The following is a 21195-nucleotide window of genomic DNA, read 5'->3' as shown; positions in this document are numbered from 1 at the left end:
CCCGGACCCGGAGAGAAGAAGGAACATGCGCGTCGAGATCTGGAGCGACATCGCCTGCCCGTGGTGCTACATCGGAAAGGCCCGTTTCACCAAGGGCCTGGCCGAGTTCGCGCACCGTGACGAGGTGGAGGTCGCCTTCCGGTCCTTCGAGCTCGACCCGGGCGCCGCCAAGGGCGTCACCGCCCCCGTCGTGGAGATGCTCGCCCGCAAGTACGGCCGGACCCTCGAAGAGGCCCGCGGCATGGAGGAGCAGGTGGCCTCCGCCGCCCGCGCCGAGGGGCTGACGTACCTGACCGAGGGCCGCGACCACGGCAACACCTTCGACATCCACCGCCTCCTGCACCTGGCCGCCGCCCGCGGCCGGCAGGAGGAACTGCTCGACCTGGCCTACCTCGCCAACTTCGGCCAGGAACGCTCCGTGTTCGACCCCGAGGTCCTGGTGGCCCTCGCCGTGGAGGCCGGACTGGACGAGGCCGAGGCCCGCACGGTCCTCGCCGACGACTCCGCCTACGCCGACGAGGTGCGGGCCGACGAGCGGGAGGCGTCCGAACTCGGCGCCAACGCCGTGCCGTTCTTCGTCCTGGACCGCCGCTACGGCATCTCCGGCGGGCAGCCGGCCGAGGTCTTCACCCGGGCCCTGGAGCAGGCCTGGGCCGGCCGCGAGGTCACCGAGCCGGCCGCGGCCGACGCGTGCGAGCCCGACGGTTCCTGCGCCGTCCCGCGGTAGGAGTCCCGCGGTAGCGGTCCTGAGGTACGAGGAGGCGGGCCGGCCGGGGCCCCCGACTGCCCGCCCCCCTTGCATATAAGGAAACCTTGGGGCGGACGCGTAGAACCAGGCAATGGACTGTGGGTTGATCCTGGCGCAGAGTTGACGCCATGGATCATTCGCTCTCCGACGTGTCCCGCGCCGAGTTCGCGCATTCCACCACCTACTTGAACACCGCCACCTGCGGGATCCTCCCGCGGGCGGCCGTCGCCGAGGTACGGGCCATGGCCGACGCGGCCGGAGCCGCGGAGCCCGCCGGCTTCGGCGACTTCGACCGGGTGAACCGGGTACGGTCCTCCTTCGCCCGACTGGTCGGCGTCGCCCCGGCCCGGGTCGCCGTCGGCTCCGCAGTCGCCACCCACGTCGGGCTGGTCGCCGCCTCGCTCGCACCCGGCGCCGAAGTCCTGTGCCCCGAGAACGAGTTCGCCTCCGTCATCAACCCCTTCGTCCTGCGCGGCGACCTCAAGGTCCGCTACGCGCCCCTCGAAGCGATGGCCGCCGCCGTCGGTCCGGAGACGACCCTCGTGGCTCTGAGCGCCGTACAGTCCGCCGACGGGCGAACGGCCGACCTCGCCGCCGTCCGCGAGGCGACGCGCGCCCACGGAGCGCGCATGCTCGTCGACGCGACCCAGGCGGCGGGCTGGCTGCCGTTCGACGCCGCGCCGTACGAGTACACCGTGACCGCCGGCTACAAATGGCTGCTCGGCACGCGCGGCGCCTCGTACCTCACGGTGTCCGAGGAGGCCCAGCGGGACCTGACGCCGCTGCACGCCGGGTGGGTGGCGGCGGAGTCCATGTGGGACGCCACCTACGGGCCGATGCCGGAACTCGCCCACGACGCGCGCCGCTTCGACGAGTCACCGGCCTTCCTCTCCTACCACGCCGCCGAGCCCTCGTTGGCGCTGCTGGAGCGGATCGGCATCGAGGTCGTCCACGCCCACGACACCGCCCTGGCCGACCGCTACCGGGCCGGCCTGGCCCGCCTCGGCCACGAACCCGTGCCGGGCACCGCCCCGATCGTCTCCGTCCCCGGCCTGGCCCACCGCCAGCCCGAACTGCTCGCCGCCGGCGTGTCCACCGCCGCCCGCGCGGGCGCCCTGCGGGCTTCCTTCCACCTCTACAACACGGAGGCGGAAGTGGACCGCCTGCTGGACGTACTGGCCGGCTGACCACCACCGCCGACACGAGCCCGCACCGACCGCTGCCCCACCCGCGGCCCGGGCCCGTCGGCGACGGCGTCCGCGGTCAGGCGTGCCCCGGGCCCCCGCTCCTACCGCCCGACCCCCACCCCTTCGGCCCGCCCCCGCCCTACCGCCCGCCCCCGCCCCTTCGGCCCGCCCCGCCCCTACCGCCAGGCCGCCGCCGCGGCCGTCAGGGCCGGGGTCGGGTCGGCGGTGAGGGCCGCGGCCAAGGCGCGCAGCGAGGCGTCGACCGCTTCCGGCGAGGCCGCCGGGCCGTAGTGGTTGACCCGGATCATCTCCGAGGCCAGCGCCCCGCCGCCGGCCGCGAGCGGGACCGTCGGGTCCGCCGCCAAGGCCTTCGCCACCAGTGACGAGGCGTCCGCCACCCGCAGCGTCGTCGCCACCGGAGCGGCCTGCGCGGCCTCCCGCACCCAGGGGGAGAGGCCCAGCGCGGCGGCGCCCGCCCGCGTCGCCCGGGCCGCGCCCTGGTGCCGGGCCAGCACCCCGTCCAGGCCCTCCGCCCCGATCCGCTCCAGGCAGGCCTCCAGGGCCAACATCTCCAACTGCGCGGGCGCGTGCAGCAGCGTCGTGCGGCCCCCGTCGATCCAGCGGTCCTTCCAGTCCAGGAGCGAGAGGTACGAGCGGCGCGGAGCCGCCGGGTTCTCCGCGAACCGCGTCCACGCGCGCTCCGACACCGCCACCGCCGAGACGCCCGCCGGACCGCCCATCGCCTTCTGCGCGCCGATCACGCACAGGTCGACGCCCCACGCGTCCGGCAGCAGCGGCTCGGCGCCCACCGAAGCGACCGCGTCCAGCATGAACAGCGCCCCGTGGGCCCGTACGGCCTCGCCGATCTCGGCGACCGGGTTCGTGTTGCCGGTGGCCGCCTCGGCGTGCACCAGCGACACGAAGTCGATCTCCGGATGCGCGGCCAGCGCCTCGGCCACCTGCGCGCCCGTCACCGCCGTGTCGAACGGCACCGCCAGGTCCACCACGCTCGCCCCGCAGTCGCGCAGCCAGTTGCCGAACGTGGTCCCGTACGGGCCGGTGACGATGTTCAGCGCCGTAGAGCCGGGCCGCGCCCCCGACCGGATGCAGCCCTCCAGCGGGAGCAGCGCCTCGCCCTGGGTGATCACCACGTCCTGCCGGGTGTCGAGGAGCCGCGCGACCCCCCGCTCGATCGACGCGAAGTGCTCGGCGGTGAGCGGCGGAAGGTCCAGGAGGGGGTGCGTCACAGGGGTGCTCTCTTCGTCCGGGGTTACCGGTCGAGCGTACCCAGCACGCACGTACAGTGCCGACATGACCGATGCAATGGCCATGCATGACGGCGCAGTCATGCATGTGAAGGGACGCGTGCTCGTCGGGCCCCACGAGGTGCGCGACGAACTCTGGGTCGTCGGCGGCCGGATCTCCTACGAGCGGCCGCGCACCGCCCGCGAGGTCACCACGGTCACGGGCTGGGCGCTGCCGGGCCTGGTCGACGCGCACTGCCACGTGGGCCTGGACGGACACGGCGCCGTCGACGCGCCGACCGCCGAACGGCAGGCCCTCACCGACCGGGACGCCGGCACCCTCCTCATCCGCGACGCCGGTTCCCCCTCCGACACCCGCTGGATCGACGACCGCGACGACCTCCCGAAGGTCATCCGGGCCGGCCGGCACATCGCCCGCACCCGGCGCTACATCCGCAACTACGCCCACGAGATCGAACCGGCCGACCTCGTCGCGTACGTCGGCCGCGAGGCGCTGCGCGGCGACGGCTGGGTCAAGCTGGTGGGGGACTGGATCGACCGCGAGGTCGGCGACCTGACGGCCTGCTGGCCGCGCGCCGAGGTCGAGGCGGCCATCGCCGAGGCCCACCGCTTGGGCGCCCGGGTCACCGCGCACTGTTTCGCCGAGGACTCCCTGCGGGACCTCGTCGAGGCGGGCATCGACTGCGTGGAACACGCCACCGGGCTCACCGAGGACACCATCCCGCTGTTCGCGGAGCGCGGCGTGGCCATCGTGCCGACCCTCGTCAACATCGCCACGTTCCCGAAGATGGCCGCGGGCGGCGAGGCCAAGTTCCCCCGCTGGTCGGCGCACATGCGGCGGCTGCACGAGCGGCGGTACGACACCGTCCGGGCGGCCTGGGACGCGGGCGTCCCGGTGTACGTCGGCACCGACGCGGGGGGTTCCTTGCCGCACGGCCTGGTCGCCGCCGAGGTCATGGAACTCGTCAAGGCCGGGATCCCGGCCCGGGACGCGCTCTCGGCGACGGCTTGGGCGGCACGCGAGTGGCTCGGCAGACCCGGTCTGACCGAGGGCGCGCCGGCGGACCTCGTGGTCTACGGCACCGATCCGCGAGCCGACGTACGGGTGTTGGCGCAGCCGGAGCGGGTGATCGTGAACGGGACGGTCCGCGCCTGACGAGTCCCGGTACCCGCGCGCTCCGGGTTGACGGGCCGTGACGTCACGGCCCGTCCGTCGTTTGAAACGCCCTGTCAAAGGGGTGCGGGGCCCGGCGGGCGGGACGAAAGGGAACGCGTGGGCCGCGCGGGGCGCAATGAATCGAATGTGTGCGTGGAAACCACCCGTTGGGGTGAACTCACTCCAGGTTTCCACCCGTTCACTCGGAGTGCGTAAAAATTCCCAGGGTCGAGGCCGTCGGCGCGCGCAATGTCCCCCATTGGCGGCGCGACGGCTCCCATCTCCCCGGGGGTTCCACCACCTTGAACAGCAACACCTTCCGCATGCCCGCGGCCACCCTGCTCGCCGCGGGAGCGGTCGCCCTGCTCGCCGCTCCGCCCGCCCTCGCCACGGGCGCCGCCGGCGGTGGCCGCGAGGGCAGTTCCGGCGCCGTCGTCCTACGGGCCGGACTGGACGTGAGCCTGCTCAACAAGACCGTGAACGTACCGGTGCGGACCTCGCTCAACGAGGTCAGCGCGCCCGCGACGGCTCAGAAGACGGCTCTCACCGTGACCCTTGACGGAGTCGAGCAGGGGCAGCCGGTCAGCATCCTCAAGGCGGACGTCGCCACCTCCAAGGCGAGCGCCGACAAGAACCGGGCCGAGGCCGAGGCCAACCTCGCCAAGGCCCGCGTGCACGTCCCGGGGCTGCCCGGACTCTCCCTCATCGAGGTCGAGAAGGTCACCTCGAAGGCCGTCTGCGAAGCCGGCAAGAAGCCCGTGGCCACCTCCAACGTCCTCGGCTCGGTGACCGCCCTGGGCAAGAGGACCACCCTGTCCGCCGCCGGACCCACCGTGGTGGACGTGCCCGGAGTCGGCGCGGTCACCCTTCAGCTGTCCGCCACCGGGACCACCTCCACCACGGCCGCCGCGACCGCGCTGCGGCTCAAGGTGGCGGTCAACCCGGCCAAGTTGAACGTCGCGGAGGTCAACGGCGAGATCGTGCTCGCCGAGGCGCACTGCACCGCCCCGGCGGGCCCCGCCCCGAGCGCCGAGCCGGTGACGAAGCCGGAGACCAAGCCGGCGGCCGTCGCCGACGTCAAGCCGCAGACCGCGACGGGCGGCAAGCCCGCCGCCCAGGCCAACCTCGCCGAGACCGGCGCCGGTTCGGTGACCCCGTACGTGGCGGGCGGCGCGCTGCTCCTGCTCGGCATCGGCGGGGGCGCGCTCGTCGTCACCCGGCGCGGCAGGGCCCCGCAGGGTTCGTAACCCGTGGCTACGGGGTTCCGCGGCGGGGCGGTGCGGAGCCCCTCCCGCGACCGGCTCAGCGGCCCGCGTGCTCCAGGCCCTGGGCGCTCGCCCCGCGCGAGGTGACGGCCTCGGTGACCTGGCGGTCGATGCGCCCGTACTCCGCGCGCTTGGCCGCGGGGAGCGCGGTGTCGGAGGCCGCGCAGGAGGCGCAGACCACCCGGAACGGGGGACCCATGTCCGAGTACTGGGTGAGGTACTCGGCCTTCACCACCTCCCAGCGGCCCTTGTGCGCAGCCGAGGGGGAGAAGGTGAAGCGGGGGATCGAGGACTGGTTGCCGCGCAGCTTGTCGGCCGGTACGAAGCTGGCGACCTGGTCGCCCATGCCGAAGACCACCCAGGTGCCGTTGATCTTCTCGTACGGCTGGGGCACGTGGTTGTGCGTGCCGATGATCAGATCGATGTCGGCGAGGCCGTCGGCCGAACGGGAGGCGGTCAACGCCTGCGCGAGATCGCGCTGCTGCTGGTCGGGCGCGGTCTGCCACTCCGTGCCCCAGTGGATGCTGAGCACCACCACGTGCGCCCCGGCGGCCCGGGCCGCCCGGGCGTCGGCGATGATCCGCTGCTGGTCGATGAGGTTGACCGCCCAGGGCTTGCCCGCGGGCAGCGGGATGCCGTTGGTGCCGTACGTGTACGACAGCTGGGCGACCTTCGCGCCGCCCGCCGAGAGTAGGGCGGGGGCCTTGGCCTCCTCGGCGCTGCGGGCGGAACCGACGTGGGGGATCCCGACCCGGTCGAGGTGGTCGAGGGTGCGGACGAGGCCGTCCCAGCCGTCGTCCAGGGTGTGGTTCGAGGCGGTCGAGCAGCTGTCGTACCCGGCGTCCTTGAGGGCGTCGGCCAGCTGGTGGGGGGCCTTGAAGGTGGGGTACCCGGTGTAGGGGCCGCCGGGCCGCCCGTACGGTATCTCGTGGTGGCAGATCGCCAGGTCGGCGGCGGACACCAGGGGCTTGACCCCCGCGAGTATCTTCCGGAAGTCGTACTCGCCGGCCTTGCCCGCGTCGGTCGCCGACCGCTGGATGATCGACGGGTACGGGATGATGTCGCCCGTCGCCACCAGCGTGAACGGCTTTCCGGAGCCGCCGCCGCCCTCCGGCGCGTCGGATCCGGTCTCGCCGGGTCGACCCTGGAAACGCTGGTCGGTCGCGGCGTCGCCGCCCCTGTCCAGCAGGCCGGGCACCGCGTACACGGTAGCGCCGCCCGCCACCACCAGCCCCGCCAGCACCACGCCTATCCGTATGGAAGCCTTCACGGCCGCCGCCCCCCTTGTCGTCGCACCTTGTCGCCACACCCGCCGAGGCCGCCATCGTAGGCGTCCCCCACCACCCCCGCCGCCCGGCCCGAGCCCCCAGGGTCCGCAGCCGGTTCCGGGCCCCCGGCTACCGCCCGACCAGGGCCAGCGCGTGGTCCAGGGCCTGGAGGAGGCGGCCCGTCGTGGTGCGGTCGCGGACGGCCAGGCGCAGCCAGGATCCGTCGAGGCCCGGGAAGGTGTCCCCGCGCCGGACGGCGAAGCCGAGGGCGCGCAGCCGCGTCCGCACCTCCATCGCCCCCTCCACCCGGATCAGCACGAACGGCCCCTCGGCCTCGCCGACGACGGTGACCTCGTCGAACTCGGCGAGCCCGGCCAGCAGGTGCGCCCGGTCCACGGCGATCCGCCCGGCGGCCGCCTCCGCCTCGGCCAGCGCGGCCGGCTCCAGGCAGGCCTCGGCCGCGACCAGCGCCGGGGTCGACACCGGCCACAGCGGCTGCGCGGCCGCCAGCTTCGCGATCACCTCCGGCTCCGCCAGGACGTAGCCGATCCGCAGCCCCGCCAGCCCCCACGTCTTGGTCAGGCTGCGCAACACCACCAGACCCGGCACGTCGAGCCGCCCGGCCAGGGCCTCCCGCTCGCCCGGGACGGCGTCCATGAACGCCTCGTCGACCACCAGGATCCGGCCCGGCCGGGCCAGCGCGGCCAGGGTCGCCGCCGGATGCAGGACGGACGTCGGGTTGGTCGGGTTCCCGATCACCACGAGGTCCGCGTCCTCGGGCACCGCCGCCGGGTCCAGCCGGAAGCCGTCGGCGGCCCGCAGCACCACCCGTTCCACCCGGTGCCCGGCGTCCCGCAGGGCCGCCTCCGGCTCGGTGAACTGCGGGTGCACCACCACGGGCCGCACCGCGTCCAAGGCGCGCGCGATCAGTACGAACGCCTCCGCCGCCCCCGCCGTCAGCAGTACCCGCTCCGCCGGCAGCCCGTGCCGTCGGGCCACGGCCGCGCGGGCCGTCCGGCCGTCCGGGTACGCGGCGAGGTCCCCGAGGCAGGCCGCGATCCGCTCCTTGAGCCACGCCGGCGGCGTGTCCGCTCGTACGTTGACCGCCAGGTCGACCAGCGCGTCGTCCGCGTCCAGCACCTCCGCGTCCCCGTGGTGGCGCAGGTCGTGCGCCCGGAGGGTGGCCACGGCGCAGGTCGCCGCCATCGACCGGCGCTTGGGCACCAGGAGTTCCCCGCCGCCCGCCAGCGCCGCCGCCTCCGCGACGGACCCGGTCCCGACGGCCTCGCGCACGGCCCCCGACGGGTGCGGTACGGAGATCAGCGCGAGTTCCGCGGCGGGGTGGCCCACCAACGGCACGCCGAAACGTTCCGCCGCACCGACGAGGCCCGGCTCCGCCGCCTTCGCCTCCACGGTCGCCAGCGCCGCCACCGCCTCCGCGGTGAGTCCGGCCCCCCGCAAGGTCTCCTCGATCAGCGCGCAGACCTCCGCCACGGAAACCCCCGCGCGTCCGCCGACCCCGACCACCAGCCGCGTCACGTAGTCGCCCACCGGGATCCTGCCTCCTTCGTCACGGCCGCGGTCACCCGTCGGCCGTCCGTCCGTACGCCCGTCGACCCTCGCCGACGACCGGGTTCCCACGTCAACACGGCGTCATCCGCCACCCGCGCCCGGACGTGCGCCCGCCCCCCGCAATCGGTATGCAGGGGCACATGGCGGTGATCGTGGCGTTGGGCGCGTTCCTGATGACGCTGGCGGGCGGCTGGACGGCGCAACGCGTCACCGACCGCCGCCACCTCGTGCTGGGCCTGGCCGGCGGGCTGATGCTCGGCGTCGTCGGCCTCGACCTGCTCCCCGAGGCGATGCACGCGGCGGGCAGCGAGGTGTTCGGCGTGCCCCTCGCGCTGCTGCTGTTCGTCGCGGGCTTCCTCGTCGGCCACGTCGTGGAACGCCTGCTGGCCGTACGTCAGGCCGCGCACGGCGCCGAGGACGGCGCCCGGGTCCCCCAGGTCGGGCTCACCGCGGCCGCCGCGATGGTCGGCCACAGCCTCGCCGACGGGGTGGCGCTGGGCGCCGCGTTCCAGGTCGGCGGCGGCATGGGCGTCGCCGTCGCACTGGCCGTCATCACCCACGACTTCGCCGACGGGTTCAACACGTACACGCTGACCCGGCTGTACGGGAACGCCCGCCGCAAGGCCGTGCTGATGCTCTTCGCGGACGCCGCCGCACCCGTCGTGGGCGCCGCGTCCACCCTGCTGTTCACCCTTCCGGAGGAACCTCTGGGGGCGTACCTCGGCTTCTTCGGCGGGGTCCTGCTGTACCTCGCGGCGGCCGAGATCCTGCCCGAGGCGCACCACGAGCACCCCGCCCTGTCGACACTGATGTGCACGGTGGGCGGGGTGGCGGGGATCTGGCTCGTCGTGGGCCTCGCGGAGTGAACTCACCTGCCGGTCACCGGCGCCGCGCCGCGGCTTCCGCGAACCGGCGGGCCACCGACGGCCGGGCCGCCCAGTGGGTGTGCAGGTAGCTGGCGTGCACCCCGTCCAGGACGAAGCCCTCGACGCGGCGCTCCGGATGGGTGAACCCCCATGCCGGGGCGGAGCCGGCGCCCGGCTCGATCACCGTCCGGTGGAACTCGTGCCCGCGCAGCCGGGTGCCGGCGGCGGCGAGGGCGCTGTCCGACACCGCGACCGCCTCGCGGTAGCCCAGCGTGAGCCGCTCCGACATCCGGGCGTCCGCGTCCAGGACCCCGCACATCGGCTTCCCGTCCAGGGTCCGGGCCAGGTACAGCAGCCCGGCGCACTCGGCGGCGACCGGCCCGCCCGCCCCGGCGAACGCGGCGACGGCCTTCCTCAGCGGCTCGTTGGCCGACAGCTCCGGCGCGTACACCTCGGGGAAACCGCCCCCGATCACCAGGCCGGCCGTGCCGTCCGGCAGCGCCTCGTCCCGCAGCGGGTCGAAGGTGACCACGCGCGCGCCCGCCGCGGTGAGCAACTCCGTGTGCTCGGCGTACGAGAACGTGAACGCCGCCCCGCCCGCGACGGCCACCACGGGCCGCCCGTCGAGCGCGTCGGGAGCCGCCGCGTCCGCGGCGCCGGTCTCCTCGGCCAGGGCCGCCGCGGGCGACCAGGGCTCGCACTCCAAGGGCGGCGCCGTCCGGGCCAGCGCCATCAGCGCCTCCAGGTCGCAGCCCGCCCGGACCTGCTCGGCCAGCGCCGCCACCGCGGCCAGGGCGTCCGTACGCCGCTCGGCGACCGGGACCAGGCCCAGGTGCCGGGACGGGGTCGCCACCTGGGGGGCGCGCCGCAGGACGCCGAGGACCGGCATCCCGGCCTCCTCCAGCGCCTCCCGCAGCATCACCTCGTGCCGGTCGGAACCCACCTTGTTGAGGATCACCCCGCCGAGGCGGACCAGCGGGTCGAAGGAGGCGAAGCCGTGGACCAGCGCCGCCACCGAACGCGACTGCGAGGAGGCGTCCACCACCAGCACCACCGGCGCCCGCAGCAGCTTCGCGACCTGCGCCGTCGAAGCCAGCTCGCCCCGCCCCGCGGCCCCGTCGTACAGCCCCATCACGCCCTCGACCACGGCCAGGTCACAACCGGCGGAACCGTGCGCGAACAGCGGCGCCACCAGCTCCGGCCCGCACATGAAGGCGTCGAGGTTGCGGCCCGGCCGGCCGGTGGCCAGCGCGTGGTACCCCGGGTCTATGTAGTCGGGCCCGGCCTTGTGCGGGGACACGGCCAGGCCGTGCTCCGCGAAGGCCGCCATCAGGCCCGTCGCCACGGTGGTCTTGCCGCTGCCGGAGGCCGGCGCGGCGATGACCAGCCGGGGCACGTTCACGGACATCACCACTCGATGCCCCTCTGGCCCTTCTGACCGGTGTCCATCGGGTGCTTGACCTTCGTCATCTCGGTGACCAGGTCCGCGAACCCGACCAGCTTCTCCGGGGCGTTGCGGCCCGTGATGACCACGTGCTGGGTCCCGGGCCGGTTCCGCAGCACCTCGATGACCTCCTCGACGTCGATCCAACCCCAGTGCATCGGGTAGGCGAACTCGTCGAGCACGTACAGCTTGTGGGTCTCGGCGGCCAGATCGCGCTTGACCTGCTCCCACCCCTCCTTGGCCGCCTGCTCGTTGTCGAGCTGGGCGTCGCGCTGGACCCAGGACCAGCCCTCGCCCATCTTGTGCCAGACGACGCTGCCGCCCTTGCCGGTCTCCCCGAGCGCCTTCAGCGCGTTCTCCTCGCCGACCTTCCACTTCGCCGACTTGACGAACTGGAACACCCCGATCGGCCAGCCCTGGTTCCAGGCGCGCAGCGCCAGCCCGAAGGCGGCCGTCGACTTGCCCTTGCCCGGGCCGGTGTGGACGAAGACGAGCGGCCGGTTGCGGCGCTGACGCGTCGTGAGCCCGTCGTCCGGAACGACGGACGGCTGTCCCTGGGGCATTACGCGACCCTCCTGTTGCTGCTGTGCCCGGCGCTGGACGCCACCGAGGTACGTACGTTCTTCACGAGCCCGGCCAGCGCGTCGGCCCGCAGCCCGTCGAGGGTGACCGACGGACCACCGAGGTCCGCGGCCAGCACCCCGGCCAGCCCCAGCCGGACCGGGCCGGCCTCGCAGTCCACGACGACCGAGGTGACCCCCTCCGCGCGCAGCAGCAGCGCGGCCCGCTCGGACAGCTCGCGGGGCGTCCCCCCGACCGAACCGCCGACGCCGCCGGACGAGGTGGCCCGGCCGTCGGTGACGACCACGAGCAGCGGTCGCCGCGAGGGATCGCGCAGCCGCTCGATCCGCAACACCTCACGCGCCTTCAACAGCCCGGCGGCCAGCGGGGTACGACCCCCGGTGGGCAGCCGCTCCAGCCGGGTCGCCGCGGCGTCCACGGAGGAGGTCGGAGGCAGCACCAGATCGGCAGCCGCGCCCCGGAAGGTGACCAGACCGACCTTGTCGCGGCGCTGGTAGGCGTCGAGCAGCAGCGACAGGACCGCACCCTTGACCGCGCTCATCCGCTGCCGGGCGGCCATCGAACCGGAGGCGTCGACCACGAACAGCACGAGGTTGCCCTCGCGGCCCTCCCGGGTCGCCTGCCGCAGGTCGTCCTTGCGGACCACCAGACCGGTGCCGCTGCGCCCGCGCGTCCGCTGGTGCGGGGCCGCGGCCTGCACGGTCGCCGCCAGGTGCAGCTTCGTCAGCTGCCCCCGGGGCCGCCGGGCGCCGGTGGTCCGGCCGTGCGCGGTACGGGCGCGCGAGCGCCGCCCGGCCGCGCCGCCCTCGCCGAGGCCGGGCACGCTGAGCATCCGGGTGCGGAACGGCTCGGAGGCCCGTACGGCGGCCTGCTCGGGCCCGTCCGGGCCGGCGTCGCCCCGCGCGGGCTGCGGCTCCGACGGCTGCTGCTCCGCCGGCTCGGCGTCGGGGGACCCGGGGTCCGCGGCGTCCTCGGGCGCGGGCGGAGCAGGCTCCCGCGACGGACCCGGACCCTCGTCCTGCGGGGGAGCGCCCCCGCCGTCGGGACCGCCGTCCGGACCGCCCTCGGGGCCGTCGTCGTCCGGGCCCCCGGGCTCCGGGTCGGGCTCGGGCTCCTGGTCCGGCTCCTCGTTGGGGAAGCGGTCCAGGATCTCGTCGAGCATGTCCTCGTCCAGGCCGGGCGCGTCGAACGGGTTGCGGCGGCGCCGGTGCGGGAGCGCCAGCAGGGCCGCCTGCCGGACGTCCTCCTTGCGCACGACCGTGCGCCCCGCCCACGCCGCCAGGGCGGTCGCCGTACGGGCCATCACGATGTCGGCGCGCATGCCGTCGACCTCGAAGCCGGCGCAGGTGGCGGCGATCCGCAGCAGCGCCGTGTCGTCCAGCACCACCTTCGGGAGCAGGGCCCGCGCGGCCACCACCCGGGCCCGGACCTCGCGCTCGTCCCCGGCCCAGCGGCCGGCGAAGCCCGCGGGATCGTCCTCGTACGCGAGCCGGCGGCGGACCACCTCGACGCGCAGGGCGGGTTCGCGGGACGCCGCGACCTCCACGGTCAGCCCGAACCGGTCCAGGAGCTGCGGGCGCAGCTCGCCCTCCTCGGGGTTCATGGTGCCGACGAGCAGGAACCGGGCGTCGTGGCGCACCGAGACGCCCTCGCGCTCCACGTACGAGGCGCCCATCGCGGCGGCGTCCAGCAGAACGTCCACGAGGTGGTCGTGCAGGAGGTTGACCTCGTCGACGTAGAGGATTCCCCGGTGCGCGTCGGCGAGCAGGCCCGGCTCGAAGGCCTTCACGCCCTCGGACAGGGCCCGTTCGATGTCGAGGGCGCCGACGAGCCGGTCCTCCGAGGCGCCGACCGGAAGCTCCACCATCCGCGCGGGACGGGCGCTGCCGGGTCCGGGCTCGTGCGGGCCGTCCGGGCAGGCCGCATCGGGGGCGGCGGGCGCGCACGAGAACCGGCAGCCGGGCACGACGTCCACCTGCGGCAGCAGCGCGGAGAGCGCGCGCACGGCGGTGGACTTGGCGGTCCCCTTCTCACCGCGCACGAGCACGCCGCCGACCGCCGGGCTGACGGCGTTCAGCAGGAGCGCCAACCGCAGGTCGTCCTGCCCGACCACCGCCGTGAACGGGAAGTGGGTGCTGCTCATCCGCTGATCACTCCTTCGAGTGGACTGTGCCGGTCGCCCGTCGCGCCGCGCCGGCCGTCGGCCATGGGGGTCTTGTGTTCCCGGTGCGTCCGGGGCCGGTCCCGGCGCGGGGCCGTCACGGCGCACCCGGCGGCAGGAACGGCAGCCCGTCCGGGACGCCCGACTCGACGAGCCGCAACAGCTCGGCGGTGTCGGCGTGTTCCTCGATCAGGTCGCCCAGCAGGTCGAGCTGTTCCTCGCGGAGCAGCCCGAACGAGGTGTCCGGGGCGGGCACGAACCGGCGCCCGGCGGCCGCGGCCACCTCGCGCAGGAAGGCCCGCCGGAAGCCGTCCGACTCCAGCGAGCCGTGCCAGTGGGTGCCCCACACGGCGCCGACGCGACAGCCGTCGAGGAACGGATCCCCGCCCAGCACCTCGGCCACGCCGTGGTGGATCTCGTACCCCTCGACGGGCTCGCCCAACGCCGAGCCGACCGGCCGGGCCAGGGTCTTCTCCCGGGCGAAGCGGACCCGTACGGGCAACAGCCCGAGGCCGTCCACCGCGCCGGCCTTCGACTCGACCTCGTCCTCGATGTGCTCGCCGAGCAGTTGGAAGCCGCCGCAGATGCCGAGCACCGGCCGACCCTCGGCGGCCCGCCGCAGCAGCGCGTCGGCGAGCCCCCGTTCCCGCAGCCAGGCGAGCGCCTTCACGGTGCCGCGCGTGCCCGGTACGACGACCAGGTCGGCGTCGGCCAGCTCCTCGGCCCGGTCCACGAACCGTACGACCACGCCCGGTTCGGCGGCGAGGGCGTCGACGTCGGTGAAGTTCGACATGAGCGGCACCGCGCACACCGCGACCCGCAGCACGTCCTCACCGACCGGCGGGGCCACCACGGACTCCCGCACGGTGCCGCGCAGCGACACCCGCAGCCCGTCCTCCTCGTCGATGCCCAGCCCGTGCCGGAACGGCAACACCCCGTACGTCGCCCGCCCGGTGAGCCCGCGCAGCATCTCCAGGCCGGGCTCCAGCAGGGATACGTCACCCCGGAACTTGTTGACCAGGTAGCCGGCGATCAGCGACTGGTCCTCGGGGGACAGCAGCGCGGTGGTCCCGAAGAAGGACGCGAACACGCCGCCCCGGTCGATGTCGCCGACCACGACGACGGGGAACCGCGCGGCCCGCGCGATGCCCATGTTCACGATGTCGGTCCGGCGCAGGTTGATCTCGGCCGGACTCCCCGCCCCCTCGCAGATCACGGCGTCATACGTGCCCCGCAGCTGCTCCAGGCAGTCCGTGACGACGCCGAGGAGCTGCTCCCGGTGACCGCCGGACACGGGCGACCCGGGGAGCCGGTCGGGGCCCGCCGTGCCGAAGAACCCGCGCGCGCTCATCTCGCCCACCGGCTTGCCGAGCAGCACGACCTGGCTGCTGCGGTCGCTGCCGGGCTTGAGCAGCACCGGGTTCATCAGGGCCGTCGGCTCCACCCGGGCCGCCTGGGCCTGCATGGCCTGGGCCCGGCCGATCTCGGCGCCCTCACGGGTCACGAACGAGTTCAGCGACATGTTCTGCGCCTTGAAGGGGGCCACCTTCACCCCCTGGCGGACCAGCCACCGGCAGATGCCCGCCGTGACCACGCTCTTGCCCGCGTCCGATGTGGTGCCGGCGACCAGCATTCCGCCGCCGCGCCTCGCGCCGCTCATCCGCGCCGCCCCTTCCGCCCGGTACGGGCCACCAGCAGCCGGGCCGCGACGCAGGCGCCCAGCGCCAGCCAGGTCACCCGCCGCGACAGGCGCACGGCCCGTTCGATGTCGGCGACCTCCACGGGCCGCCCGGTCTCCCCGTTGAGCACGGCGCGGTGCTCGGTCCGGCCGCCGTAGGACAGGGTTCCGCCGAGCCGGACGCCGAGCGCCCCCGCGAAGGAGGCCTCCACCGGTCCGGCGTTGGGGCTGGGGTGGGCGGCGGCGTCGGCGCGCCAGGCGCGGACGGCTCCCCGCCGGTCGGGACCGGCCACGACGGCGGCGAGCGCGGTCAAGCGGGCCCCGGGCCAGCCGGCCACGTCGTCGAGGCGGGCGGAGGCCCAGCCGTAGCGCAGGTGGCGGGGCGACTTGTGGCCCACCATGGCGTCCAGGGTGTTCACGGCGCGGAAGGCCAGCAGCCCGGGGACCCCGGCGACGGCTCCCCACACCAGTGCCCCGACGACCGCGTCGGAGGTGTTCTCGGCGACGGACTCCACGACGGCCCGGGCCATCTGCTGCCCGTCCAGGGACTGGGGGTCGCGGCCGCACAGGTGGGGCAGCCGCTCGCGGGCGACGTCGGTGTCCCCGACGGCGAGCGCCCCGCCGATGGCACGGGCCTCCCGCCCCAGCGAGGTGCCCCCGACGACGGCCCAGGTGGCCGCGGCGGTCAGGGCGACGCGGGCGGCCGCGGGCCGCGCGCGCACGGCGCGGGCGGCCAGTGCGCCGACGGCGGTCGCGCCTCCGGCGCACACCAGGGTGTGGAGGACGCCGCGGGCGCGGTCGTCGCGCCACAGGGCGCGTTCGACGGCGGCGGCGGCTCTCCCGAAGGCGGCCACGGGGTGCCCTCGGCGCGGATCCCCGAGGATCCGGTCGCCGATCAGGCCCGCCGTGGCGCCGTACGCGAAGACGCGATCGGCACGCATGGTGGCAGGTATGTCCTCACTCAGGGTCCGCGCCCTGGTTCGACGTGTCCGGCGGCGAGAGTTCCTGGCTCCCGGGGCGCGCACGGTGTGTGCGCCCCGGTGACAGTGGCGGGACCGCGCCGGATTCGCACCGGACTTCCTCTTCCATGCCGCCGTATTGGCTCGCGCAGTCCACCACGCACCGCGAACGCCCGTCAACTTGCCGTTGACCTGGGGCGGGTGCGGGACGGGGGGCGGGGCGGGGTGTGCGCCGGGGCATGCGAAAGCTCCCCCCGGAGACCGGAGGGAGCTTCGGACGCACCGTCTCAGGCGACGATCAGGTAGATCCCGTACGACACGGCGGCCGCGCAGAGCGCGAAGCAGGCGTAGGCACCGCTGCGGGCCATGACCGCGGCGCCACCGCGCTCGGTGGCGGCCTCGTGCTTGGACAGGCCCACCAGGCCCAGGGTGAACAGGGCCACGAGGGCGACCGTGGCGGTGAGGCTGACTCCGAAGACGGAGCCCAGTGATGCCCAGTCGATCTTCATACCGCTGATTCCTCTGTCGTTCTCGGGGTCAGACCGCCGCGGCCGGAGCCGCGGGGGTCGTGGTCGAGGCCGGGATGGTGGCCTTGAGGTCCTCGTCGGTCACGGCGGCGGTGGTACCGGCCGCGGCGGTGGTCGGCGGGACGGTGACGGCGGCCATGGCCGTGGTGACGACACCGGGCTCGTCCGTCGCGCCGGGGGTCTCCAGCTCGTTGACGTTGGTGTGGTCGACGACCTGACGGCGGGAGATGACCCAGATGGCGAAGCAGGAGGCGACCAGGAAGACCGTGACGGCGGCGATCCCGATGTCACCGGTGCGCATGACCAGTTCGGCGACGGACGCGACGAGCGCGGCGGCCGGCAGGGTCAGGCCCCAGGCGATGAACATGCGGGTGGCGGTGGACCAGCGGACCACGCCGCCCTTGCGTCCCAGGCCCGCACCCATGACGGCGCCGGAGCAGGCGTGGGTGGTGGAGAGGGAGAAACCGAGGGTGGAGGAGGCCAGGATGACGCTCGCGGCCGAGGTCTGGGCGGCGAAGCCCTGCTGCGGCTGGAGGTCGGTGAGGCCCTTGCCCATGGTGCGGATGATGCGCCAGCCGCCCAGGTAGGTGCCCATCGCGATGGCCAGACCGGCGGAGACGATGACCCAGACCGGCGGGTTGGCGCCGGCGGGCAGGGCGTTGCCGGCGATCAGCGCCAGGGTGATGATGCCCATCGTCTTCTGCGCGTCGTTGGTGCCGTGCGCGAGGGAGACGAGACCGGCCGAGGCGATCTGACCGGCGCGGTACCCCTTGGCGGAGGTCTTCTCGCCGACCTGGTTGCCCAGCTTGTACGTCAGCTTCGCGGCCAGCATGGCGGCCACACCGGCGACGAGCGGGGCGGCGATCGCGGGGATCAGCACCTTCGTCACGACGACGCTGCCGTTGACCGCGTCGAGGCCGGCGGAAGCGACCGCGGCGCCGATGAGGCCACCCATGAGGGCGTGGGAGGAGCTGGAGGGCAGTCCGACCAGCCAGGTGACGAGGTTCCAGAGGATCGCGCCGACCAGGGCGGCGTAGATCACCTCCGGCTGAATGCCTTCCTCGTTGACCAGGCCCTTGGAGATCGTCTTGGCGACCTCCACGGACATGAAAGCGCCGACGAGGTTCAGCACGGCGGACATGGCGACCGCGGTCTTGGGCTTGAGGGCGCCGGTCGAGATGGTGGTGGCCATCGCGTTGGCCGTGTCGTGGAAACCGTTCGTGAAGTCGAACACGAGAGCGGTGATGATCACGATCCCGAGGAGAAGCGTTATGTGCTCCATTTACCCAGGCTTCTGTTTGACGTCATTGGCTCGGCGACCGTAGGCAACCTGGATGAACGGAAGGTGAACTGAGTTGGGCGGTGCGGTGTCTCGGTGCGGGTCACGATCGGGACCTACCTCCCGGTTCCTCCGCGAATATAGCGATTCATGCACGTCAGAGCGGGGCGAACACGCCTCTTCCGGAAGGATTTCCGCCGGCGGTCCATGCCCGGCGGGGCGGTGAAGAGACTCAGATCACGCGCCGGGGCCCCCTCTCCGGCGCCCGTCGGATCCGCTCCGGCCACCGCCGCGACCGGGTTCCGGTGGAGTCCCGTTCGCGTTCCGGTCCTGCCGGACGACGGCGCGAAAGGATCACCTCCGGTGGCCCGCCCGCCGGTACGCCCCGAGACTGAAGGCGTGCGTACCGCGACAGCGACGGCAGCGGCCGTCACGACGACCCTGATCGGTGCCGGAGCAGCCGCGGTCGCGGCCGGCCGGTACGCCGCCGACGCCGCCCTGCGGCCCGAACCCGGGCGCCCGCTGCCCGGCGGGCCCCGGCTGAGCGTCCATTCCACCAGCGAGGGCCGGGTGACGCTCACCCGATCGCTCGCCTCCCTGCTCCCCGGCACCTGGGGCCTGTCCGCGCCCGGCGTGCACGCCGTGGTCGGCCCGGTCCTGCCCGACGTCCCGCACGAACCGGACGTCGTCGTGCGCGGCCTCCTCGCCGTCACCCACGGCAGCCTCGCCCCGCGCGCCCGGGTCACGCTCACCCCCCAGGTGCACCTGGGCAACCCGCGCACCGCCCTGGGCCTCGACCACGCCGACGTGGACGTGCCGGGCGAGCTCGGGGCGCTGCCCGCCTGGTTCGTGCCCGCCGCCCGGGACACCTGGGTCATCACCGTCCACGGGCTCGGCGCCGGCCGGGAGCACCCGATGGTGGTCATGCCGTTCCTGCACCGCCACCACCTCCCCGTCCTCGACCTCGCCTACCGCGGCGACCTCGGCGCCCCCGCCGCCCCGGACGGCCTCGGCCACCTCGGCGAATCGGAGTGGCGGGACCTGGACGCCGCCATCCGCTACGCCCTGCGCTACGGAGCCCGACGGGTCGTCCTGCACGGCTGGTCCACCGGGGCCACCATGGCCCTGCACGCCGTCGAACGCTCCGCCCTGGCCGACCGGATCTCCGGACTGGTGCTGGACTCGCCCGTCCTGGACTGGCGCACCACCCTGCGCGCCCTCGCCGCCGCCCGCGGCACCCCCGGCCCGCTGCTCCCCCTCGCGGTTCGGGCCGCCGAGGGCCGGGCGGGCCTGCGCGCCGACCGCCGTCCCCCGGGCGCGGACCCGGCGGCCCTGCGCGTCCCCGTACTGATCCTCCACGGGCCCGACGACACCCTCGCCCCCTGGGAGCCCTCCCGGCGACTGGCCGCCGCCCGCCCCGACCTGGTCACCCTGCACACCGTGCGGGGCGCCCCGCACGGGGCGATGTGGAACGTCGACCCCGCCGGGTACGAGGAGGCGCTGCGCCGCTTCCTCACCCCCCTCGTCTGACGGTCGGCCGGGCGTCGGTCACATGAGGGGGGTGCCGGACGAGACCCGTCGGGCGGATTGTCCCGGTTCATCCATCGCTTGACCTGTGGAAACGACCGGTTCCGTTTGGGCTTTCGGCCAGTGACGGGCGAGACTGCATCCGTGACGTCCCGAAAGCCTGATGAGCAGTTGGCTCGCGACTCCAGACTCCGACTCGTCTCCCCGCGCTCCGTCGCCACGGCGCGCAAGGCGGTGACCGACCGGCGAACCCGGCCGGCCCCCCGGCCACCGGCGGGAACCCCCGCCACGGCGGACCTGGCGAACCGGGCCCGCGCCTCCCTCGCCGACGCGGTACGGCTCGCCCGCTGGGCCGAGCTGAACCTCGGGGCGGGCGACGGCGGACGCCCCGCGACAGCGGGCGCGCTGCCCGCCTCCGACGTGGAACGGGCCGCCGCGGAACTGGGCCTGACGCACGGCCAGATCCGGGTCGGCTGGGACCGCGCCCGACTCTCCGGCCTCGTCGAGGTGCACGGCGGCCACGCCCGACCCGGCTGGCGCCTGCGCGCCTGGGACCGGGACGACACCGCCGTCCTGCGCGGCTGGGTGGCCCTCTTCGACGCCTGGTCCCTCGTCCACCCCGCCCCCGCCGACATCGCCCCCGGATCCGTCGCCGAGGTCGTCGAGGCGATGCCCCAGCTGCTGTCCCTCCTCCAGCTGTCGGCCGGTCCCGTCACCGTCCCCGACCTGCTGGACCTCCTCGACCAGCGCGTCACCGAACTGCGCGACGAGCGCTGCGAGGTGCCGTACGCGGGGGAGCCCGCCGGATCCCGGGAAGCGGCCGGCGAGGCCGCCCCCGCCGAGTCCCGGCCCCTGCCCCTCGCCCGGCTGCTGCGCTGGGCGCTCGGCGGCCTCGCCGCCGTCGACGCCGTCACCCTCGGCCCCGCCCGGGCCACCCTCACTCCGCTCGGCAGCTGGGCCGTCTGGGTCAAGCTGGAGCAGATCTGCGTCGCCGCGCAGAGCCCGGCCGGGAACATCGAGCAGTCCGCCGCCGCCATGCTCCACGGCTGCGCCCGGCTCACCCCGGGACCGGCCCGCGCCGAGTACCAGGCCTGGCTCGCCGCCCGGCCCGTCGGCCACGCCGTCAGCGAGCTGCTGCACGCGGCCCGGGGGGAGGACGCCCTCCTGCGCGGCCTGGCCTTCGAGGCGCTGCGCGTGGTCGGCGCCCCCGCCGAGCGCGAGGTCCGCGCCGCCGTACGCGAACCCGCCCTGCGCCCCTACGTCCTGCTGTGGCTCGCCGAGCACGACGGGGTCGACCCCGACGAGGCCCAGGACGTCCTGACCGCCGAGGAGTCGACCTGGCTCTGGGTGGACACGGCGGCCGCCATCGCCGACCACGGCGAGGCGGACCTGCTGGCCCGCCACCTCGACTCGGCCGTCCGCACGACCGTCCCCCGACTGCTCGACGAGGTCCGCGCGGTGGGGCACCCCCGCACCGTGCAGGTCCTGGTGGCGCTGGCCGCCGCCCACCCCGACCCGGCCCTGGCCAAAGCAGTCCGCCGGGCGGCCTTCCAGGTCCACACCGGCGGCGTGTGACCGGCCGACGGCCGGGACGTGCGGGAGGGAACCGCGCGCCGTGCAGGTCCTGGTGGCGCTGGCCGCCGCCCACCCCGACCCGGCCCTGGCCAAAGCAGTCCGCCGGGCGGCCTTCCAGGTCCACACCGGCGGCGTG

General features: G+C 74.9%; 17 protein-coding genes and 1 riboswitch. Of the genes, 7 read left to right on the top strand and 10 right to left on the bottom strand.

Translation table 11 applies throughout. The features are described 5' to 3' along the window. The first annotated feature begins 25 nt into the window (after positions 1 to 25). Both ACZ4XJ_RS06120 and ACZ4XJ_RS06115 read left to right on the top strand, forming a co-directional pair. Positions 26 to 727, top strand: coding sequence for a DsbA family oxidoreductase (locus tag ACZ4XJ_RS06120; RefSeq protein ID WP_362878127.1), 702 nt, complete (start codon positions 26 to 28; stop codon positions 725 to 727). A 149-nt stretch (positions 728 to 876) separates the two neighbouring features. Then, positions 877 to 1935 carry an aminotransferase class V-fold PLP-dependent enzyme gene (locus tag ACZ4XJ_RS06115; protein ID WP_362878126.1) on the top strand — a complete coding sequence of 353 codons (1059 nt, stop codon included), beginning with the start codon at positions 877 to 879 and terminating at the stop codon, positions 1933 to 1935. Between the two features lie 176 nt (positions 1936 to 2111). Here the strand turns inward: ACZ4XJ_RS06115 and ACZ4XJ_RS06110 are convergent, their stop codons facing one another. Further along, the gene (locus ACZ4XJ_RS06110; RefSeq protein WP_468495491.1) at positions 2112 to 3182 is read right to left on the bottom strand and encodes a pyridoxal-phosphate-dependent aminotransferase family protein; all 1071 of its coding nucleotides are present in this window, start codon (positions 3180 to 3182) and stop codon (positions 2112 to 2114) included. Between the two features lie 82 nt (positions 3183 to 3264). Between ACZ4XJ_RS06110 and ACZ4XJ_RS06105 the strand changes: the two genes are divergently transcribed. Together ACZ4XJ_RS06105 and ACZ4XJ_RS06100 are read left to right on the top strand one after the other, a co-directional pair. Beyond that, a complete protein-coding gene (locus ACZ4XJ_RS06105) occupies positions 3265 to 4356 on the top strand; it encodes an amidohydrolase family protein (protein WP_468495917.1) in 1092 nt (363 codons plus the stop codon). Positions 4357 to 4658: 302 nt separating this feature from the next. Next, positions 4659 to 5603 (top strand): SCO1860 family LAETG-anchored protein, encoded by a 945-nt coding sequence (locus tag ACZ4XJ_RS06100; RefSeq protein WP_468495490.1) that lies wholly within the window; start codon positions 4659 to 4661, stop codon positions 5601 to 5603. A 55-nt stretch (positions 5604 to 5658) separates the two neighbouring features. Here ACZ4XJ_RS06100 and ACZ4XJ_RS06095 read toward each other — a convergent pair whose 3' ends face one another. Both ACZ4XJ_RS06095 and cobC read right to left on the bottom strand, forming a co-directional pair. Further along, a complete protein-coding gene (locus ACZ4XJ_RS06095) occupies positions 5659 to 6891 on the bottom strand; it encodes a CapA family protein (protein ID WP_362878123.1) in 1233 nt (410 codons plus the stop codon). Between the two features lie 127 nt (positions 6892 to 7018). Further along, positions 7019 to 8428, bottom strand: coding sequence for an Rv2231c family pyridoxal phosphate-dependent protein CobC (gene cobC / locus ACZ4XJ_RS06090; protein WP_362878197.1), 1410 nt, complete (start codon positions 8426 to 8428; stop codon positions 7019 to 7021). Positions 8429 to 8601: 173 nt separating this feature from the next. On the opposite strand from cobC, the gene ACZ4XJ_RS06085 reads away from it, so the two are divergent. Beyond that, complete coding sequence (locus ACZ4XJ_RS06085) at positions 8602 to 9327, top strand: ZIP family metal transporter (protein ID WP_362878122.1); 726 nt, start codon at positions 8602 to 8604, stop codon at positions 9325 to 9327. 13 nt (positions 9328 to 9340) lie between these two features. On the opposite strand, the gene ACZ4XJ_RS06080 is transcribed toward ACZ4XJ_RS06085, so the two are convergent. The 7 genes from ACZ4XJ_RS06080 to ACZ4XJ_RS06050 form a co-directional block, all read right to left on the bottom strand. Next, positions 9341 to 10735, bottom strand: a complete 1395-nt coding sequence (locus ACZ4XJ_RS06080) for a cobyrinate a,c-diamide synthase (RefSeq protein ID WP_362878121.1) — start codon at positions 10733 to 10735, stop codon at positions 9341 to 9343. Next, positions 10735 to 11334 carry a cob(I)yrinic acid a,c-diamide adenosyltransferase gene (cobO, locus tag ACZ4XJ_RS06075; protein WP_468495489.1) on the bottom strand — a complete coding sequence of 200 codons (600 nt, stop codon included), beginning with the start codon at positions 11332 to 11334 and terminating at the stop codon, positions 10735 to 10737. Before cobO ends, ACZ4XJ_RS06080 begins: the two co-directional genes overlap by 1 nt. Continuing rightward, positions 11334 to 13496, bottom strand: a complete 2163-nt coding sequence (locus ACZ4XJ_RS06070; RefSeq protein ID WP_468495488.1) for a putative cobaltochelatase — start codon at positions 13494 to 13496, stop codon at positions 11334 to 11336. The genes cobO and ACZ4XJ_RS06070 overlap by 1 nt, the downstream gene beginning before the upstream one ends. A gap of 115 nt (positions 13497 to 13611) precedes the next feature. Further along, positions 13612 to 15174 (bottom strand): cobyric acid synthase, encoded by a 1563-nt coding sequence (locus ACZ4XJ_RS06065; protein ID WP_362878118.1) that lies wholly within the window; start codon positions 15172 to 15174, stop codon positions 13612 to 13614. Next, positions 15171 to 16133 (bottom strand): cobalamin biosynthesis protein, encoded by a 963-nt coding sequence (locus ACZ4XJ_RS06060; RefSeq protein WP_468495487.1) that lies wholly within the window; start codon positions 16131 to 16133, stop codon positions 15171 to 15173. The genes ACZ4XJ_RS06065 and ACZ4XJ_RS06060 overlap by 4 nt, the downstream gene beginning before the upstream one ends. A gap of 36 nt (positions 16134 to 16169) precedes the next feature. After that, positions 16170 to 16324, bottom strand: a riboswitch (cobalamin riboswitch). A 114-nt stretch (positions 16325 to 16438) separates the two neighbouring features. After that, positions 16439 to 16660 carry a hypothetical protein gene (locus ACZ4XJ_RS06055; RefSeq protein WP_383994207.1) on the bottom strand — a complete coding sequence of 74 codons (222 nt, stop codon included), beginning with the start codon at positions 16658 to 16660 and terminating at the stop codon, positions 16439 to 16441. A gap of 28 nt (positions 16661 to 16688) precedes the next feature. After that, positions 16689 to 17960 (bottom strand): inorganic phosphate transporter, encoded by a 1272-nt coding sequence (locus tag ACZ4XJ_RS06050; protein WP_362878115.1) that lies wholly within the window; start codon positions 17958 to 17960, stop codon positions 16689 to 16691. Positions 17961 to 18356: 396 nt separating this feature from the next. Between ACZ4XJ_RS06050 and ACZ4XJ_RS06045 the strand changes: the two genes are divergently transcribed. Then, positions 18357 to 19487, top strand: a complete 1131-nt coding sequence (locus tag ACZ4XJ_RS06045) for an alpha/beta hydrolase (protein WP_468495486.1) — start codon at positions 18357 to 18359, stop codon at positions 19485 to 19487. Between the two features lie 231 nt (positions 19488 to 19718). After that, positions 19719 to 21059 carry a hypothetical protein gene (locus ACZ4XJ_RS06040; RefSeq protein ID WP_362878195.1) on the top strand — a complete coding sequence of 447 codons (1341 nt, stop codon included), beginning with the start codon at positions 19719 to 19721 and terminating at the stop codon, positions 21057 to 21059. The last annotated feature ends 136 nt before the right edge of the window (positions 21060 to 21195 follow it).

The sequence above is a fragment of the Streptomyces sp. NPDC029836 genome (assembly GCF_055574495.1).
This window is presented reverse-complemented; position numbering and strand designations above follow the sequence as displayed.